Below are 17,455 nucleotides of genomic sequence, written 5' to 3'. Positions count from 1 at the left end.
GTCCGGGTCACACCAATCGCCGGAATAGGGCGAGAACTTTGTGGAGTTCTACCTGAGTCGAGACCGTCCCGGCGAGTATGGTCAAAGAAGTTCACCCGCCTGTGGTAAGTTAAGGCGGCTTCGCGGCGTCCCTATGCGATTGGAGGTGGTCCGGGATGAATCCTGGTGATCCCAGCAGTACGTGCTCACTCACGTACACCTCGTATACCCCCGATCACTCCAATCCGGCAGCCTGATCGTGCCTCCACGCATTTCTGTGAGGTGAAGTTTCATCGCGCGTGGAGCGTGCCAGGTCGGGCGGAAAGGGACTGCCATGCGCTCGTCCACGCTCTTCCGTCGCATCAACCGTCACCCCCTTCAGACGCGCACCGCGCTCAAGCTCGCCGAGCCGGTGCGTGACATGTGCGTGCCCCCCGTCGACTCCGTCGTCGAGTTCGGCGCCTATGTCCAGGGCAAGAAGATCCCCGCCTCCGGCATCGTCGAGGCGGTCGACCTCGTACGCGAGCGCAACAAGGACTCCGAGAACGCCAACGCGTTCGTCTGGGTGGGACTGCACGAGCCCGACGCCCCCGAGGTCGAGTGGCTGTCCGAGGTGTTCGGCCTGCACCCGCTGGCCGTCGAGGACGCCGTCAAGGCCCACCAGCGTCCCAAGGTCGAGCGGTACGGCGAGTCGCTGTTCATGGTGCTCAAGACCATCGCCTACCTCGACCACGACGAGCTGACCGCCACCAGCGAGATCATCGCCACCGGCGAGATCATGGTGTTCATCGGCCCCGACTTCGTGGTGACGGTGCGGCACGGCGACCACTGCCCGCTCACCGTGGTCCGCGAGCGCCTTGAGGACAAGCCCAAGCTGATGAACCGCGGCCCCGCCGGCGTCCTGCACGCCATCTCCGACCACGTCGTCGACCAGTACCTCCAGGTCGCCGACCTCATGCAGCTGGAGCTGGAAGAGGTCGAGGCGACGGTGTTCGCCGACGTCAGCTCCCGCGACATCAACCGGATCTACCAGCTCAAGCGGGAGATGCTGGAGATGAAGCGGGCCATCACCCCGCTGCAGGCCCCCATGGCCGCGCTGCCGCAGCGTCGCGTCATCCCCTCCGAGATGCGTGAATACTTCCGCGACGTGGGCGACCACCTCTCCCGCGTCTGCGAGCAGGTGGAGTCCTCGAACGAGCTGTGCAGCTCGATACTGCAGGCCGCCCTCGCCCGCTCAAACGCCCTGGCCAACGAGGACATGCGCAAGATCTCGTCCTGGGTCGCCATCATGGCCGTGCCCACCATGATCGCCGGGATCTACGGCATGAACTTCGACTTCATGCCGGAGCTCCGCTCGGCCTGGGGCTACCCCACGGTGCTGGGCGTCATGGTCACCGCCTGCGTGCTCCTGCATCGGGGCTTCCGCAGGAACGGCTGGCTCTAGACGCCCACCGGCTTCAACGGGCCCACGGGCTCGGGCAACTCCATCCCCCGCTCCCGCCAGAGCTCCCGCATCCGATCGGGGTAGTCGGTGACGATCCCGGCCACCCCCAGATCCAGCATCCGCGCCGCCAGGCCGGCCTCGTTGACGGTCCAGACCGCCACGTCGAGACCGGCGGCCCCGGCCTGGGCCATCAACGCCTCGTCCACCATGGCGTGCTCGGGCGAGAGCGTGGTGGCTCCGGCGTCGCGGGCGGCGGCCGGGATGTCGTCGCCCAGGTCGTCGTGCCAGTGCAGGGTGTCCAGCTCGATCAGCGCGAACCGCCGCGTGCCCGGGGCGAGCCTCGCGGCATGGGTGATGACCCGCCAGTCGAAGCTGAGGATGGCCACGTTGCCGAGCCTGCCGTGCCGGTCGAGCTCCTCGACGACCATCTCGGTGAACAACTCGGGGTCGGCCGTCAGGTGGGGCCTGGTGGGGTCGGACTTCAGCTCGACGTGCAGCCGCACGCCCTCCGCCTCGTAGGCGTTCACCAGCCCCAGCACCGCGCCGAGCGTCGGCATCCTGGTCTCGGGCATGGCGACCTGCGTCAGCGCGAACGGGTCGTCGGGGTGACGCGGCAGCCGCACGCCCACGTCGAGCATGCGCAGCTGCGCCAGCGTGAGGGCGTTGATCGGCTTGCCGACGTACGGGAAGAGCGGGTCGTCGGCCCTGAGCGGCCGCCGGTCGGCACTGGTCACGGCGGAGACCGTGAGGTCGTGCGTGAGCACGAGCCGGCGATCGAGGGTGAGCGCGACGTCGAGCTCGAGCGCGTGAACGCCGAGCTCCATCGTGCGGCTCATCCCCGGCAGGGTGTTCTCGGGCCAGAGGCCCCGAGCTCCCCGGTGACCATGTATCTCAACGCGCACAACGGGGACCCTACCTGGCCCGGGTAACGACTCGGCGGTGCCACGCCGTGTCCTTTTTATCCTGCTACGCCCCGGTCAGCACTGGAGGCCAGACCATAAGCTGGACATCATGACGGAGGTTCTCAAAACTCCCCATACCGCGACAGTTCGGGCCTGGGTGGATGGCTGGGTGATCTCCCGCAACGTCCCCCGACCCGTACCCGAGCCATGGGGTCTGCGGGTGGACGTGGGCCTGCCCGGCCACGTCTCCCGCCACATCGTCACCGTTCCGACGCCGGAGACCCTCCACCGCCTGACCGCCACCCTCACGACGCCCGGGACCTGGCTCAAGCTCTGCGCCTGCGCCCCGGACGTCGCCCCCTTCCTGCCCGAGGAGTGGGCCGTCCAGGACCCGGAGTACATGATGACGGCGTCGCTGACCCGCGGGACCTTCCGGGCTCCCCCCGGCTACACGCTGGCCGTCACGACCCGCGCCGGGGTCACGGCGGCCCGGCTGCTGACGGCCGCGGGCGAGGTCGCCGCCAGGGGCCAGTTCGCCCTGGCGGGCCGCACGGCCGTCGTGGACCAGGTGGAGACGGCGGGCAACCACCGCCGCCGCGGGCTCGGCACGGTGATCATGCGGACGCTGGCGGGCACGGCGGCGTCGCTGGGGGCGCGCTCGGGAGTGCTGGTGGCCACGGCGCAGGGCCAGGCCCTCTACGAGACCCTCGGCTGGACCCTCCACACCCCCGTGACCGCAGCCGTGCTGAAGGGCGCTATTCCTTGAGGCTGCGCAGCATCGGGGGATGGAGGAGCTCGGCGGGGCCGCGGCGGTAGAGCTTGGCCGGCCGGCCCCCGTCACGGGTCGTCGTGGCGCCCGTCTCCACCAGGAAGCCCTCGGCCTTGGTGACCTTCCTGTGGAAGTTCCGCGGATCGAGGGAGCGGCCCCAGACGATCTCGTACACCCGGCGCAGGTCGGCCACCGTGAACTCCGGCGGGCAGAAGGCCGCCCCCAGCGACGTGTACTCCAGCTTGGCCCGCGCCCGCTCGATGCCGTCCTGCACGATGCGCCGGTGGTCGAAGGCCATGACCGCGAGCGAGTCGACCGGCTGCCAGCTCATGTGGGCCTTCTCCGAGGCCGGGAGGTCGGGGGCGAGGCCCAGGTAGGCCACGCTCACGACGCGCTGGCGGGGGTCGCGGTCGGGGTAGCCGTACGTCTGGAGCTGCTCCAGGTGGACCGGCGCGCCCGGCAGGCCGGCCCGCTCGGCGAGGATGCGGTGGGCGGCGGCCGGGAGGTCCTCGTCGAGCTGGATGAAGCCGCCGGACAGCGACCAGCGGCGGAGGAACGGGGGGTTGTCGCGGCGCCAGACCAGGGCGCTCAGGGCGTGGTTTCGCACGGTGAGCACGACCAGGTCGACGCTGACCGGGATGCTCGGGACCATGGAGGCACGCTACACGCTGTCAGTAGTCGGCAGGTAACCGTGCCTAAGTGACAATGCGTACGTGTAAGGGCTCCGTCGTGGCCTGACCCGACGGGCCCTTGACGGTGATCTGGACCCACTCCCCTGCCTGCACCTGCGTCCAGTCGAACGGCACCCAGGCCGTGACCATGCCCTCGGGCAGCCCTTCCTGGCGGGTCTCGTCCAGCCAGCCGACGGCCGGCACCGACAGGTCCTTCGTCCCCCCGGGCCAGGTGATCGTGACGGTGCTGTCCCTGAAGTTGTACCCGCGCACCTCCACCCCGTCCTGGACGTCGCGGGCCTTCCTGATGGCGTCCACCGCGATCGGCCGCCGCCAGTCGGTGGTGATCTCCTTCTCCAGCGACGGGGTGCCGCACGTCATGAAGTCGCTCCACATGTAGGAGACGACCTTCTGCACGTAACGCCCCGCCATGGTCACGGCCTGGTCGAGGCGCTTCTTGTCCGTCTTGCCGCGGGTGCCCTGCGGCGCGCACGGCTCCTTGCCCGAGGGCTCGAACGCCTCGACGTTCGCCCACAGGTCCACCTGGAAGCCGGCCGCGACCATCTCCGCGCGGGCCGCCGACATCTCCCGGTAGTAGTCCCGCGTGGAGCCGTAGTAGGCCGTCCCGTTCGTCGACTCCCCCACCATCGGCCGCAGCCGCTCGTCCACCTCGTCGTCGCGCTGGTCCGGCCAGAACAGCCCCACCTTGCCGGTCCCCCGGCTGTCCTGGGGCGCGATGATGCCGACCCCGGTCTTGGCCAGCGCCTTGAACGCCTCGGCCACCTGCTTGGGCGACTGCCCGAAGGGCACCCGCTTGCGCGCGTCCATGTAGGGGCTGATCAGGATGGGCTTGCCGAGCTCCTGCTCCACGATCGTGTGCTGGTCGGCGTAGACCTCCAGCGTCGGGTTCGTGGCCAGGGTGGCCGCCATCTGGACCTCGAACGGCTGGTAGACGCCGCCGAGCGAGTCACGGTTGGCGAAGCGCACGCCGTAGTCCTGCAGGATGCGCCGCGTCAGCGTGGTCAGCGTGCCGAGATGCTTCTTGTACGCCCTGGTGGGCGTCGCGGGGTCGCGCGGCGCCAGCGGCAGCGCCGGGAAGATCCGCATGCCGAACTGGTCGCCCAGGTCGAGGAGCTTGGCCAGGCTGTCCTCCTCCGACCCGGCCACCAGGATCAGGTCGTACGAGGTGGCCTTGCCGGAGAAGTCGCACGTGGCGTCGTCCGAGCCGTCCGGCTGGGTGATGAGGCGGTAGTAGATCCGCTTGCCCGCCTTGATGGGATGCTCCATCTGCGGGCAGCGGAACAGGTTGGGGCCGTACGCCTCGTCCGTGCGGTAGACGTAGGTGCGGCCGATCCGGTTGCCCGGGTTGGCCTTGCGCAGGTCCCGCTCGGCCGCGTCGTGGCAGGTGAGCCCGTCCTCCTCGCACGCCTTGTAGAGCGGGTCGAGCTCCCCGTCCCTGGTCATGATCTCGCCGGAGTCGGAGACGGTGCGGAACTGCAGGCCGTACCCGATCCTGATGATCGTGTCGCCGCCCACGCTGTGGATCTCCTCCAGCTGGCTGCGCCAGGTGCAGGGGTTCGACTTGGGGGTGATCCAGTAGCCGGTGACGGCGTACGGGGCCCGCTCTTTGGTCTCGAACGTTCCACAGGGGTCGGTGAACTTCGACACCTTCGGCGTGGGCTCGGTGACCGACGGCTTGGGCGTCGAGGACGCGGCCGTGGGCGCCGGCTCGTCGGACGACGGCATGACGATGATCACGGCGGCGACCACTGCCAGGATCGCTGCGCCCACGACGAGTAAGAGCCAGCGCACGCTCAGGAACCTACCCTCGCTTGACCCCGGCCCAGGACTCCAGCTGGGTCACAAAGCGCTTGGCCGAGTTGGGCCAGTGATGGTTCGCGCGGGCCGCCGCGTAGCCGCGCGCGCCCTGCGCCCGCCGCTCCCGTACGTCGTCCCGCAGGGTCAGCACGGCCTGCGCCACCGCCTTGGGGTCCTCCCAGGGCACCACGACGCCGCTGTCGTAGCGCTCCACCAGCTCCACGGCGCGCGGCGACGGGGTCGTGATGACGGGGATGCCGTGCGCCATGTACTCGACGATCTTCGTGGGCATCGAGTGGCGGTAGTTCGGCTCGTCGTGCAGCAGCGACAGCCCGGCCAGCGCACCGTCGAGCCGCTTGAGCGCCTCGTCGTTGGGCATGAAGTCGCGCCACTCCAGCAGGCCCTCGGTGACGGCCTGGTTGAGCACCGGACGGCTCTGCGGGTCGGCGTACCCGATGAGCTCCACGGCCACCCGGTACGGCTGCAGCAGCTTCGCCACCTCGACGGCCTCCAGCACGCCCCTGGCCCTGGACAGCCAGCCGAGGTAGACCACCCGGTCGTCGCCGGGAGGCGTCACCGAGTCGGGGACCCAGGTCTCGTTCGGGACGATCAGGTGCGCGTGCTTGAACCTGCCCGCGTACGCCGTCTCGGCCAGCAGCAGGTGCATGTGGCGCTCAGCGGTGCCCTCCAGCATGCGGGCGAAGAACCGCACGGGAGGCCGCAGCGGCGCCGGCAGCCACGGCTTGAGCGAGAGCGTGGCGGGGGTGTCCTCGTGCACGTCCCACACCACGGGCGGCCTGTTGCGCACGCCCCAGACGGCGAACAGCAACTCGGGGTCGTGGATGAGGACGAGGTCGACCTTGTCGCGCATGCGCTTGAACAGCCGCCTGGCGGCCCACACGGCCGCCATGCGCTTGCGCTGCGCTGCGCGGGGAAGGTCTACGCCGGTCACCCAGGGTCGCGGAACCACGCCGTGCGCCGTGAACGACGCGGCGTACGTGACCTCATGACCGGCATCCACAAGGGCACGAATCTGCCTGTGCAGAATTCGAGCATCCTCGGGGTTATGCACCACCGTCATGACGAGCACGTGCACTGCGCGCAGCCCTCCGTCGCTACAGCCGCTCGACGCGTTCACCCTCGGTGAGCACACCGCGGGTGTCGAGCACGAGCCTGGCCTTGTCCTCGACCATGTCGAGGTCGAACGCCGCGTGCTGCTGCAGGAGCAGCGTCACGTCCGCGTCGATCACGGCCTTGGCCAGATCCTCCTCACGCGGCACCGGGGTGCCGTCTACCGACCACTCCTTGACGTAGGGGTCCGCGAACGAGAGGTCGGCACCCAGCTCCAGCAGCGCACGCGCCACCGGGAGCGCCGGAGTCTCGCGCTCGTCGGCGATATCCGGTTTGTAGGTGACGCCGAGCATAACGACTCGGGCGCCGTTCACGGGCTTCTTATGCCGGTTCAGCAGTCGCTGGACGCGGGCCACCACGTACGACGGCATCCGCTCGTTGATCTCCTGCGCCAGCTCCACGAACCGGAACGGGTAGCCGAGCTTGCGCACGGTGTACGACAGGTACGACGGGTCGACGGGGATGCAGTGCCCCCCGACGCCCGGACCCGGCAGGAACTTCTGGAAGCCGAACGGCTTGGTCGCCGCGGCCTCGATCGACTCCCACAGGTTTATGCCGAGCTCGTCGCAGAAGATCGCCATCTCGTTGACGAGGGCGATGTTGACGTGCCGGTAGGTGTTCTCCAGCAGCTTGGCCATCTCGGCCTCGCGGGTGCCGCTGACCGGCACCACCTGCTCGATGAACTGCCCGTAGAACGCCGTGGCCCGGTCGCGGCAGGTCGGCGTGTAGCCGCCCACGACCTTGGGCGTGTTCCGCAGGCCGAACTTGGGGTTGCCGGGGTCGATGCGCTCGGGCGAGAAGGCGAGGTGGAAGTCCTCGCCCGCGACGAGCCCCGAGCTCTCCAGCAGCGGCCTGGCCACCTCGTCGGTGGTGCCGGGCCAGGTGGTGGACTCGAGCACGACGAGCGTGCCCTTGCTCAGGTTGCGGCCGACGGCCTTGGTGGCGCCCTCCACGGCGGACAGGTCCGGTCGGTGGTCCTCGTCCAGCGGGGTGGGCACACAGATCACGATCGTGTTGCTTCTGGCCAGCACGGTCTCGTCGAGCGTGGCGCTGAACCCGTTGGCCAGCATGTGCTCGAGATCGGCGTCGGCCAGGTCATCGATGTACGACTGCCCGGCGTTGAGCGCGTCGACCTTGGCGGGGTCGACGTCCAGCCCGACAACCCGCAGGCCGGCGGAGACCGCCTCCTTGGCCAGCGGCATGCCGACGTAGCCCAGACCGATGACAGCCAAGTCGATTTCTGTCACAGCAGCGCCTTAGAGAGCCGGAAACAACACTTCATGGTCGCAAAGGTTATCTCAAGTCCACCTAGCTCACGCCTAATGCGACCGAACCCGTCAGAAGTGACAGCCAACGTGAAGGTCAACATTAGGCAAGGGACCGGTATAGGGCTTGATAAGTCTCGGCAACGCGGCTCCAAGTCCGCTTGGCCGCCACTTCCGCCCGTCCCGCCTCACCCATCTCAGCGCGCCGGGCAGGGTCTTCCCGGAGCCCGGCGATGGCCTTGGCGAGCTCGGCGGGGTCGCCCGGGGGAACGAGCAGTCCGGCGCCGTCAGAGCCCACGAGCTCGGACAGAGCAGGCAGATCGCTGAGCACGACGGGCTTTCCGAGCGCCATCGCCTCGACGGGTTTCAATGGCGTAACAAGTCGGCACACCCGCAGGTCCTCCCGCGGGCAGGCGAAGATGTCGATGGCGTCCTGCGCCTGCAGCGCCTCGTCGGGGCCGACCCGGCCCGGCAGGATGGCGTCGCCGAGGCCCAGCTCGTCGACCAGCGCCAGGAGGTTCTCGCGCTCGGTGCCGTCGCCCACGATGAGCACCCGTACGGGCGTGCCGCCGTCGCGCAGCAGCGCGGCGGCCCGCAGCAGGGTGGCGAAGCCCTCGTAGGCCACGATGCTGGACACCGAGCCGACGACGATCTCGCCGGGGGCGATGCCGTACGCGTTCCTGAACGAGGTGCCGTCGTAGTGGGCGGTCAGCAGCGAGTCGTCCACCGCGTTGGGCGCCAGGTGGATCTTCTCCCGCGGCACCCCACGCTCGACGATCTCCGTCGCCATGGTCTCGGCCAGCGTGACCACGGCGTCGGCCTCGCGCATGAGGAACGCCTCGCGCTCGCGCTGGAGCACCTGCCGCTCGCTGCCCACGCGGATCGGGTCGCGCGAGGCCCAGGTCTCCTCCAGGAAGCCGCGCACCTCGTAGACGAACGGCGTGCCCGTCCTGTCGCGCACCGCGTGGGCCATGGAGCCGTTGCGGTGGTCGGTGGCGGCGTGCAGGACCTGCGGCTTGAGCTCGGTGACGAGCTTGGTGACCGCGTCGGCGCCCTTGATGATGCGGCCGCGCGTCTCGAACGGCATCTCGCCATGGCCGTCGGGCAGCAGCCGGTAGTAGGGGATGCCGTCGATCTCCTCGAACGGCGGCGCGTCCGCGTGCCCCTGCAGCATCGGCCAGCCCCAGCTGGTGACCACGTGCGGGTCGAGCCCGGCGGCTTTCTGCGAGGTGACAATACGGTGCGTGCGCACCGTGTACCCGGCCTGCGTGTACGGCAGCGCGTTCGTGACCATGTGCAGCACCCGGCCCGCGACGCGGTCGGTGATGGCCACCTTCGGCCCGGGCGGGATCGGGTCAGGGCTGATCGCGGCCAGCTCGCCCCGGTAGTAGGCGGCCCTGCGCTTGACGAACGGGTACTTGGTGTGGGCTTCGAGCACCTCGGCGGCCTCGGTCACCCTGCCGGCGTTCCACAGCTCTTTGGCCTCGTTCCACGGCCCCTTGACCACGCGCATGCCGAACTTGCGCACCAGGCGCCGGGCGCGGCGCGCGGCGGGCCAGGCCAGGCTGCCCACGACGGGGCGCAGCCGGGGCGGGAGCGCGTCGGCGGCGGCCTGGGCCACCCGGACGGGGTCGGATTTGACCTTCGTCACGACGACGCGGGAAACGATGATCGGGTGCTGGACGAAACCTTTGAGAAGTCCACCGACGCCGGCTCGGGCGGACTTCGCGGAAACCTTGGAGGAGTCTTGACGACTGGCGTCGGATGCCACGCGGTGACCGTACCATAGGCAACGTTTTTCCCCTTCCGCTATGAAAGGCGAGGTCAATGAGGGAGAACCCCCTGGTCCTGCACGTATTGGGCGCTCGTCCCAATTTCGTGAAAGCGGCCCCGGTGGTGCGGGCACTCGGTGAACTCGGCGTGCGGCAGGGCATCATCCACACTGGTCAGCACTATGACGCGCTGATGTCGGACGTCTTCTTCGCCGACCTCGGTCTCCCTGAGCCCGTGGCGAACCTGGGCGTCGGCTCGGGCAGCCACGCCAAGCAGACGGCGGCGCTCCTCGTCGGGCTGGAGGAGGTCGTCCAGGAGCAGGACCCCGACCTGGTCGTCGTCTACGGCGACGTGAACTCGACGCTGGCCGCGATCCTCGTCTGCGCCAAGCTGGGCATCAGGACCGCGCACGTGGAGGCGGGGCTGCGCTCGTTCGACCGGGGCATGCCGGAGGAGGTCAACCGGGTCGTCACCGACGCGCTGGCCGACGTGCTCTTCGCCACCTCCCCCGAGGCCCTGGCCTACCTGGCGAACGAGGGCGTGCCCGCGTCCAAGGTGCACCTGGTGGGCAACCCCATGATCGACAGCCTCTACTCGGCGCTGCCCTCGCTGGACCCGGCGCCCGTCGTGGAGCGGCTGGCCATACCGGCTCGCTATGCCGTGGCGACCCTCCACCGGCCCGCGAACGTGGACACCCCCGAGGCCGCCAGGGAGCTGGTGGACGCGGTGCTGGAGGTCTCGCGGCAGATCCCGATCGTGGTGCCGATCCACCCGCGCGGCAAGGTGCGGCTGGCCGAGGCCGGCCTGGTCGACGGGGAGTCGGTCAAGGTCGTCGACCCGCTCGGCTATGTGGACTTCCTCTCACTCGTACGCGGCGCCGCGCTGGTGGTCACGGACTCCGGCGGCGTCCAGGAGGAGACGACCGTGCTGGGCGTCCCCTGCCTGACCGTGCGGCCCAACACCGAGCGGCCGATCACGATCACGCACGGCACGAACCGCCTGGTCACCCCCGCCGTCCTGGCGGCGGCCGCGGAGAAGGCGCTGGCCGACGGCGCCGCCACGCCGGCGGGCGAGCTGCCGGTGCTCTGGGACGGCCAGGCCGGGCCGCGGATCGCGCGGGTGATCTCCGCCTGGCTGAAGGGGGACAACCTCGCCCCTGCTTCTCAGGGCAAACGCCCCGAATAGCGGACGTATCCGCCGTAGCATGATGAACCTCCGCTGAGCGATAGGCGTATCACCATGGCCGAAACCCCCGAAGAGCCCACTTACCAGCGCCTCGGGCCCGTCAACTGGCTGCCCGAGGAGCGCAAGCTAGTCGAGCGGTTCGAGGCCGAGGTCAGGGAGCTGCGGCGGCGGCTGGAGATCGCCGAGGCCAAGGCCGCGTACGCGACCTGGAAGCTGGAGGCCACGCAGGCGAAGCGGACGTACAAGCTGGGCGAGGCCCTGGGCTCGAAGAGCCCGGGGAAGATCGTCGAGGCGGTCCGGTCGAAGGAGAAGGCGCCGAAGCCGCCCGTCCCGGTCTCCGAGGCGACCGAGCTCGCCAACCACCGCCCGCCACCGGTCGAGGTCCCGGCGGTGAAGTGGCCGAAGGGGCCGGTCAACAGGCCCGGCCTGAAGGTCGCGGTGATCCTGGACGACTTCTCCCGGATGGCGTTCAGGTACGAGTGGGACCAGATCGAGTTCGGGCTCAAGGACTGGCCGGAGATCTTCGCCGAGAAGCGGCCCGACCTGCTGTTCTGCGAGTCGGCCTGGCACGGGAACCAGGGCCGCTGGCGCTACCAGATGACCGGCACCAACGCGCCCAAGGAGCCGCTGCGCGACCTGGTGGCCTGGTGCAAGCGGGAGGGCATCCCGACGGTCTTCTGGAACAAGGAGGACCCGCCGAACTTCGACTTCTTCATCGACACGGCCAAGCTGTTCGACTACGTGTTCACCTGCGACGGTGACATGGTGCCGAAATATCGGGAAATTTTGGGACACGATCGGGTTGACGTGCTGCAGTTCGCCGCCCAGCCCCGCGTCCACAACCCGATCCAGCAGCGGCAGGGGCGCCTGCACGACGTGGTCTTCGCCGGGATGTACTTCCGCGACAAGCACCCCGAGCGCCGCGAGCAGATGGAGACCGTCATCGACCCGGTCAGGGAACTGGGTCTGCACATCTTCGCGCGCAACGGCGAGGTGGACGAGAAGTACGCCTGGCCGGAGAAGTACCGGCCGCACATCGTGGGCGAGCTCCCCTACGACCAGATGCTGGCCGCGTACCGGATGTACAAGGTCTTCCTCAACGTCAACTCGGTGCTCGACTCGCCGACCATGTGCGCCCGCCGGGTCTTCGAGCTGTCCGCCTGCGCCACGCCCGTCGTGTCGGGGTGGTCGCGGGCGGTCGAGGAGACGTTCGGCGAGCTGATCCCCATCGCGCGCGAGCCCGTCGAGTCGTACAACCAGGTCCTGCACCTGATCAACAGCCCCGAGCTGCGAGCCAGGATGGGGCACCTGGCGATGCGCGAGGTCTTCGACAAGCACCTGTTCTCGCACCGCGTGGACCAGATCCTGCAGGACCTCGGCCACCAGGTGCGGGCCAGGTCGCGTTCCATCTCGGTCGTGCTGCCCACCAACCGCGCCTCCCAGATCGAGCACGCCATCTCCTCCGTGGCCCGCCAGCTCCACCGGCCGCTCCAGCTCGTCATGGTGCTGCACGGGCTGGACATCGACCCGGTCGTGGTCGCCGACAAGGCCCGCATGGCGGGCATCTCGGACGTCGTCGTCCTGCCGGCCGACGAGTCCCTGTCGCTCGGCGCCTGCATGAACCTGGGCATCGCCGCCGCCGAGGGCGACCTGATCGCCAAGATGGACGACGACAACCTGTACGGGGAGCACTACCTGTCGGACCTGGTGCGCGCGTTCGACTACTCCGACGCCGAGCTGGTCGGCAAGGGGGCGCACTACGCGTACTTCGAGGGCAGCAACACGACCATGCTCCGCCTGCCGGGGCTGGAGCACCGCTACTCCTTCCTGGTCCAGGGCGGCACGTTCCTCGGCAAGGCGGACATGTTCCGCTCGTACGGGTTCGCGGACATCACCCGCGGCGAGGACACCCACCTCGTGCGGCGGTTGAAGGAGGACTCCGTCAAGATCTACTCGGCGGACCGCTTCAACTTCGTCTACTGGCGCAGCGCGGACGCGTCGATGCACACCTGGCAGGCGGACCACATCAAGCTGACCCGCAACGCCCAGTTCTCCTTCGTCGGCCGCCCCGACGCCCACGTCCTCATCTGACCCCCGGGGCCCTCGCGCCGGGCCGCTCACCCGACGGCCCTTCGAGGAGCCGCGCCCGGCCGGAGGGTGGTGGGATGTCAGCGGGCGACGCGGGCGAGGTTCTCGTCGGCGAGGCGGGCCAGCTCGTAGAGCCCCTGCGGCTTCACCCGCTGCCCGACCACCAGCATGCTCATGATCAGCGTCCCCCGCCGGATGATCACCGACCCGATCTCCGCGTTCTTCTTGTTGTCCCCCGCCGCCGTCGTGAGATACGCCCGCGACTCGTCCCCCTTGGCGGGCATGGCGAGGGTGCGCGTCTTGTACGTCACCTGCGTGCCGCTCACGTCCGCCGTGTACGAGGCGCACTCCTTGGGCAGCGGCGCCGGGAAGGCCGCCTTGGGCAGCGCGACGACGGCCTGCGTGATCGAGCCGCGGTCGGCGGCGAAGGCGATCACCGCCGCCGGCGCCTGGGCGACGTCGGGCTTGGCGGCGTCGAGCTGGGCCGCGCCCGCGCACTCCGGCCGCTGCAGCTTCGCCTGGCGGACGGCCGCGAGACCCTGCTGGGTGGACTTGAGCGAGCCGAACGCGCCCAGCTCGGGCCCGTACGCGACGTGCATGCCCTTGGGCACCGGCAGCAGGGCGGCGCGGAGCCTGGCCGTCTCGGCGGGCGCCTGCGGCGCGGACGGCGCCGCGGCCGCGGGCGCCGCCGCGGGGGTGTTGTCGGCGGCACATCCGGCAATCGCCAGCAAACTCAGGAATATGCCGGAAATGGGCTTCAACATGCGTCCTCCAATTCGCTCCAGCGGCATTTTCCAAAACGCTAGAGGAATTGAAGAGCGAGCAGCCGAGTAACGTCGCTATTCGCGGGATTCAGTGGCTTTACGAACAATTTCCGGTTCGGCACCGTTTGGCGACCCACCGTTGAGCAGGGCCCTGGCCAGGCCCAATCCGGCGCCCCCGAGCGTGAGCGCCTTGGCGAGCATTTCTTCCACGCCCTGGGCGCCGTTCAGCACCACCATGTGATCGACGTTTCCGAACGCCTTCGCGCCCGCCTCGACGATTTCCGGCCAGTGCTCGGCGAGTTGCTGCGCGACGACCGCCTCCTGGTTGCTCGCCAGCGCGTCCGCACGGGCCTTGATGGCCTCCGCCTGCGCCAGCCCCTTGGCCCGCGCGGCGTCGGCCTCCGCCATGCCGAGCAGCCGGATCGCCTCCGACTCCGCCTCGCCGCGCAGCCTGATGCCCTCGGACTCGGCCTGCGCCTGGGCGACCGCCGCGCTCCGCGCCGCCTCCGCGAGCGTGACCTGCTCGTACGCCCTGGCGTCCGCGGGCCTGCGCACCTCGCCCTCCAGCCGCTTCTCGGCGAGCATGGCCTCACGTTCGGCGGCGGTCGTCTGCTGGACCACGACCTCCTGGCGGGCGGTGGCCTCGGCCAGCGGGCCCGCCTGCTTGGCCGCGGCCGCCGCCCGGTCGATCTCGGCCTGGTACCCGGCCTGCTGGATGCGGGCCTCGCGGACCGCGGCGGCCTTCTTGATGGTGGCCTCCTGCTCGGCGGCGTTGGCCTCCTGGTCGCGCTGGGCCTCGGCGATCCTGGCCAGCGAGGCCACGGCGGCGGCGTGCGGGCGGCCGAGGTTGGAGATGTAGCCGGTGGCGTCCTCGATCTCCTGGATCTGCAGCGAGTCGACGTTCAGGCCGAGCTTGCTCATCTCGTCGGCGGACGACGTGCGGATCTCGTTCGTGAGCGCGTCCCGGTTGATGATCAGGTCCTCGACCGTGAGGTTGCCGATGATCGAGCGCAGGTGGCCGGAGAAGAGCTGGTGCGTCTTGTCGTCGACGGTCTTCTGCTGGTCGAGGAAGCGGCGGGCGGCGTTGGCGATGGAGACGAAGTCGTCGCCCACCTTGTAGATCACCACGCCGCGCACGTGCACCGGGATGCCCTGCTTGGTGACGCACTTGACTTCGAGCTGGGAGACGCGGCTGTCGAGCGACATGCGGCGCGCGGTCTGGAACCCCGGCACGACCAGCGCGCCCTTCCCGGTGACGATCTTGAAGCCGAGCGTCTCCCGGCCGCGGGCGCCCAGGCCGGAGATGAGGATCGCCTCGTTCGGCTCGGCGACCCGCCAGATCAGCTTGAACGCCACGACGCCGACGAACACGATCAGGGCGATGATGCCTGCGAGCATTAAGTCCATGACCCACTCCCGGGAGGACGTCGTCGTACAAGTTGCCGACCAGACTTCCCGGCTCGCCCCAATTTGGAAGGTACGCCCGATCAAGGGGCTTTGCTAGGTATTTCCGGCTCTGTCCCGTTGGGGGTGGCGCCGTTGAGCAGGGCCCTGGCCAGGCCGATCCCGGCGCCGCCGAGCGTGAGGGCCTTGGCCAGCAGTTCCTCGACGCCTTGGGCGCCGTTCAGCACCACCATGTGGTCCACGTTCCCGAACGCCTTCGCGCCCGCCTCCACGACCTCCGGCCAGCGCTCGGCGAGCTGCTGGGCGATGACCGCCTCCTGGTTCTCCTTCAGCGCCTCGGCCCGGGCCCTGATCGCCTGAGCCTCCGCCAGACCCTTGGCCTCCGACGCCTCGGCCTCGGCCAGGCCCAGCGCCTTGGCAGCCTCGGCCTGGGCCAGACCGCGGGCCTGGGCGGCCTGGGCCTCGGCCTCACCGGTGATCTTCGTGGCGGCTCCGGCTGCCTCGCCGCGCAGCCGTACCGACTCGGCCTCGGCCGCGGCGGCCAGCTTGACCTGGGAGGCCTGCGCGGCGGCGCGCAACTCGGTCTCCCTGGCCTCGGCCTCCGCCTGCGCGATGCGGGCGTCGCGCTCGGCCTGGGAGAGCGTGACGGTCTCGTACGCCTTGGCGTCGGCGGGCTTGCGCACCTGCGACTGCAGCCGCTGCTCGGCGAGCTTGGCCTCCAGCTCGGCGGCCTTCGTCTCCTGGACCACCACCTCCTGGCGGGCGGTCGCCTCCGACAGCGGGCCCGCCTGGCGGGCGGTGGCCTGGGCCTGGTCGATCTCGGCCTGGTAGGAGGCCTCCTTGATGCGGGAGTCCCGGCGGGCGGCGGCCATGTTGGCGGCGGCGACCTGCTCGGCCTCGGTCGCCTCCTGGTCGCGCTGGGCCTGGGCGATGCGGGCGGTGGCGGCGACCTTGGCGGCGTGCGGCTTGCCCAGGTTGACGATGTAGCCGGTCTCGTCGTCGATCTCCTGGATCTGCAGGGAGTCGACGATCAGGCCCAGCTTGCTCATCTCGTCCGCGGCCGAGGCCCTGGTCTCGCTGGTCAGGCGCTCGCGGTTGAGGATGAGGTCCTCGATGGTGAGGTTGCCGATGATCGAGCGCAGGTGGCCGGTGAACAGCTCGTGGATGGCGCTCGTCATGAAGTCCTGCTGGTCGAGGAAGCGGCGGGCGGCGTTGGCGATGGAGGACAGGTCGTCGCCGACCTTGTAGATGACCACGCCTCGGATGTGCACGGGGATGCCCTGCTGGGTGACGCAGGAGACCTGGAGGTTGGCGGCCCTGGTGTCCAGCCGCAGCCGCCTGGCCGCCTGGAAGCCGGGCAGCACGGCCGTGCCCTTGCCTGTGATGATCTTGAAGCCCAGGCTGTCCACGCCTTCGCCGCGGCGGCGGGCGCCCAGCCCGGAGATGATCAGGGCCTCGTTGGGCTCGGCGACCCGCCAGACGGCCTTGAACAGCAGGATGATGACGACTGCGGCGGCGGCGATGCCGCCGACGGCGATGTAGAACTCGGGGGACATCGGAGCGGCCTCCCTTACACGAGTGCCCTGGCCACGTAGACGGTCCGCGGGGGGAAGTACTCGACGACGATCACGATGGTGCCGGTCTGGAACTCCTCGTCGGGCACGCTGGGATGGGCGTAGAACGCCTCCACGCCGCCCCGCACCGGGATCATGACCTCGCCGACGAGCCCTGGGCCGATCTTTCCTGTGACCCTGCCCTGCTTGCCGACCACCGGACTCCCCCCGCTCGCGATATTCCGGACGCTACTCCAATCGAGGATGCGCGGTAATAGGCCGCGCGAAAGTTCCCGCAGCGCCGCGCGCCCTCCGGCGCGGACGGGGTGAGCGCGCGGGGCCTACCTCGGCGTCTCGTCGCCGCACGCCCTCTGGGACTCCATGACCGCCATCGCCATCGCGATCACGCTCGTGCTGACCGGCCGGCCGTGGCAGTGGGAGCTCCTACGTATCGTGACCGACCGGCAGGTGCACGTGTTCACCGTGGTCAACCGGGCCGGGCTCATCATGATCTCCCTGGTGGCGCCGCTCCGGCTGCGGACGATCGCCGGCAAGGCGCGCCGGGATCGGGAGATCTTGTCCCAATAATCACGGTAATGAACGTGTTCCTCCCACTGCGCCGGAACCATAAACGATGCTAGTCTCCTATGCGATCTTCCGGAGGTGTATTTACACAAGGTGTGGAAATGCCCTCGACTCGAGGTTGGGA

At 69.6% G+C, this 17,455-nt stretch carries 15 protein-coding genes; 5 read left to right on the top strand and 10 right to left on the bottom strand.

Annotated features, from left to right (window positions below; all coding sequences use genetic code 11):
• Positions 1–313: 313 nt before the first annotated feature.
• Positions 314–1,423 carry a magnesium/cobalt transporter CorA gene (gene corA, locus ACIBQ1_RS31445; protein WP_397282911.1) on the top strand — a complete coding sequence of 370 codons (1,110 nt, stop codon included), beginning with the start codon at positions 314–316 and terminating at the stop codon, positions 1,421–1,423.
• Here the strand turns inward: corA and ACIBQ1_RS31440 are convergent.
• On the bottom strand, positions 1,420–2,325 hold the full coding sequence (locus ACIBQ1_RS31440; protein WP_397282910.1) for a glycerophosphodiester phosphodiesterase family protein: 906 nt from the start codon (positions 2,323–2,325) through the stop codon (positions 1,420–1,422). The genes corA and ACIBQ1_RS31440 overlap by 4 nt on opposite strands.
• A 109-nt stretch (positions 2,326–2,434) precedes the next feature.
• Between ACIBQ1_RS31440 and ACIBQ1_RS31435 the strand changes: the two genes are divergently transcribed.
• On the top strand, positions 2,435–3,091 hold the full coding sequence (locus ACIBQ1_RS31435; protein ID WP_397282909.1) for a GNAT family N-acetyltransferase: 657 nt from the start codon (positions 2,435–2,437) through the stop codon (positions 3,089–3,091).
• Here the strand turns inward: ACIBQ1_RS31435 and ACIBQ1_RS31430 are convergent.
• The 5 genes from ACIBQ1_RS31430 to ACIBQ1_RS31410 form a co-directional block, all read right to left on the bottom strand.
• The gene (locus ACIBQ1_RS31430) at positions 3,081–3,746 is read right to left on the bottom strand and encodes an NUDIX hydrolase (protein WP_397282908.1); all 666 of its coding nucleotides are present in this window, start codon (positions 3,744–3,746) and stop codon (positions 3,081–3,083) included. The two genes, ACIBQ1_RS31435 and ACIBQ1_RS31430, sit on opposite strands and share 11 nt — an antisense overlap.
• Positions 3,747–3,789: 43 nt before the next feature.
• A complete protein-coding gene (locus tag ACIBQ1_RS31425) occupies positions 3,790–5,577 on the bottom strand; it encodes a DUF4434 domain-containing protein (protein WP_397282907.1) in 1,788 nt (595 codons plus the stop codon).
• Positions 5,578–5,587: 10 nt separating this feature from the next.
• The gene (locus ACIBQ1_RS31420; protein ID WP_397282906.1) at positions 5,588–6,679 is read right to left on the bottom strand and encodes a glycosyltransferase; all 1,092 of its coding nucleotides are present in this window, start codon (positions 6,677–6,679) and stop codon (positions 5,588–5,590) included.
• 19 nt (positions 6,680–6,698) lie between these two features.
• Positions 6,699–7,961 carry a nucleotide sugar dehydrogenase gene (locus ACIBQ1_RS31415; protein ID WP_397282905.1) on the bottom strand — a complete coding sequence of 421 codons (1,263 nt, stop codon included), beginning with the start codon at positions 7,959–7,961 and terminating at the stop codon, positions 6,699–6,701.
• A gap of 121 nt (positions 7,962–8,082) precedes the next feature.
• Entirely contained in the window at positions 8,083–9,630 is a 1,548-nt protein-coding gene (locus tag ACIBQ1_RS31410; RefSeq protein WP_397282904.1) for a glycosyltransferase family 4 protein, read from the bottom strand.
• Positions 9,631–9,806: 176 nt separating this feature from the next.
• Between ACIBQ1_RS31410 and wecB the strand changes: the two genes are divergently transcribed.
• Complete coding sequence (wecB, locus tag ACIBQ1_RS31405; RefSeq protein WP_397282903.1) at positions 9,807–10,937, top strand: non-hydrolyzing UDP-N-acetylglucosamine 2-epimerase; 1,131 nt, start codon at positions 9,807–9,809, stop codon at positions 10,935–10,937.
• A gap of 54 nt (positions 10,938–10,991) precedes the next feature.
• Positions 10,992–13,028: a glycosyltransferase gene (locus tag ACIBQ1_RS31400; protein WP_397282902.1), complete on the top strand. Its 2,037-nt coding sequence runs from the start codon at positions 10,992–10,994 to the stop codon at positions 13,026–13,028.
• A 77-nt stretch (positions 13,029–13,105) separates the two neighbouring features.
• Here the strand turns inward: ACIBQ1_RS31400 and ACIBQ1_RS31395 are convergent, their stop codons facing one another.
• From ACIBQ1_RS31395 to ACIBQ1_RS31380, 4 genes are all read right to left on the bottom strand, one after another.
• The gene (locus ACIBQ1_RS31395; RefSeq protein ID WP_397282901.1) at positions 13,106–13,789 is read right to left on the bottom strand and encodes a hypothetical protein; all 684 of its coding nucleotides are present in this window, start codon (positions 13,787–13,789) and stop codon (positions 13,106–13,108) included.
• A gap of 75 nt (positions 13,790–13,864) precedes the next feature.
• The gene (locus ACIBQ1_RS31390) at positions 13,865–15,196 is read right to left on the bottom strand and encodes a flotillin family protein (protein ID WP_397282900.1); all 1,332 of its coding nucleotides are present in this window, start codon (positions 15,194–15,196) and stop codon (positions 13,865–13,867) included.
• An 80-nt stretch (positions 15,197–15,276) separates the two neighbouring features.
• Positions 15,277–16,749, bottom strand: a complete 1,473-nt coding sequence (locus ACIBQ1_RS31385; RefSeq protein WP_397282899.1) for an SPFH domain-containing protein — start codon at positions 16,747–16,749, stop codon at positions 15,277–15,279.
• A 14-nt stretch (positions 16,750–16,763) separates the two neighbouring features.
• Positions 16,764–16,964, bottom strand: coding sequence for a hypothetical protein (locus ACIBQ1_RS31380; protein ID WP_397282898.1), 201 nt, complete (start codon positions 16,962–16,964; stop codon positions 16,764–16,766).
• A gap of 163 nt (positions 16,965–17,127) precedes the next feature.
• Between ACIBQ1_RS31380 and ACIBQ1_RS31375 the strand changes: the two genes are divergently transcribed.
• Positions 17,128–17,334, top strand: a complete 207-nt coding sequence (locus tag ACIBQ1_RS31375) for a hypothetical protein (RefSeq protein WP_397282897.1) — start codon at positions 17,128–17,130, stop codon at positions 17,332–17,334.
• Positions 17,335–17,455: the final 121 nt, after the last annotated feature.

Origin of the sequence: Nonomuraea sp. NPDC050153 (genome assembly GCF_044460125.1) — a bacterium.
Taxonomy (GTDB): domain Bacteria; phylum Actinomycetota; class Actinomycetes; order Streptosporangiales; family Streptosporangiaceae; genus Nonomuraea.
The sequence above is the reverse complement of the archived record's forward strand: the minus strand, read 5'-3'. Positions and strand labels throughout refer to the sequence as shown.